Source organism: Arcobacter sp. CECT 8989, assembly GCF_004116715.1.
Lineage (GTDB): Bacteria > Campylobacterota > Campylobacteria > Campylobacterales > Arcobacteraceae > Halarcobacter.
On sequence record NZ_PDKE01000115.1, the window covers coordinates 1 to 401 of the forward strand.

Annotated in this window: 1 pseudogene; it reads right to left on the minus strand. The window is 30.2% G+C overall.

The features are described from left to right. Nucleotides 1-43: 43 nt before the first annotated feature. A pseudogene (locus CRV02_RS14955) lies at nucleotides 44-401 on the minus strand (ATP-dependent helicase); the annotation flags it as partial.

The following is a 401-nucleotide window of genomic DNA, read 5'->3' on the forward strand; positions in this document are numbered from 1 at the left end:
TATAGTAATCAATCGATCAAACAAATTATTATGGAACGTTTGTTCATCTCATCATCTCCATAAGTACATATAATACATAAAGAGATCTTGCACCATCATCAGATAGTTTAGGGTGTTTAAAAATAGCATTAGATAAAAACGCTTCTCCACACCCCAAATTTTCGAATTTAGATACTCTTCCTAATTCAATAAAATCATCAAATAATCCCAACAGTACATTTTTATCTCTATTTGATTGATAAGTTTTTTTTATACTTGAATCTGGTGTAAATTGACCTTTGAAAACATCTCCATCTCCTATTTTTACTAAGGCATCAAATATATCATCAGCAATTGCTTTTCCAATTCCGTTTCCGTGTTCAAGTACATGAATAAATGCCATCATATCATTGTGTGATAGT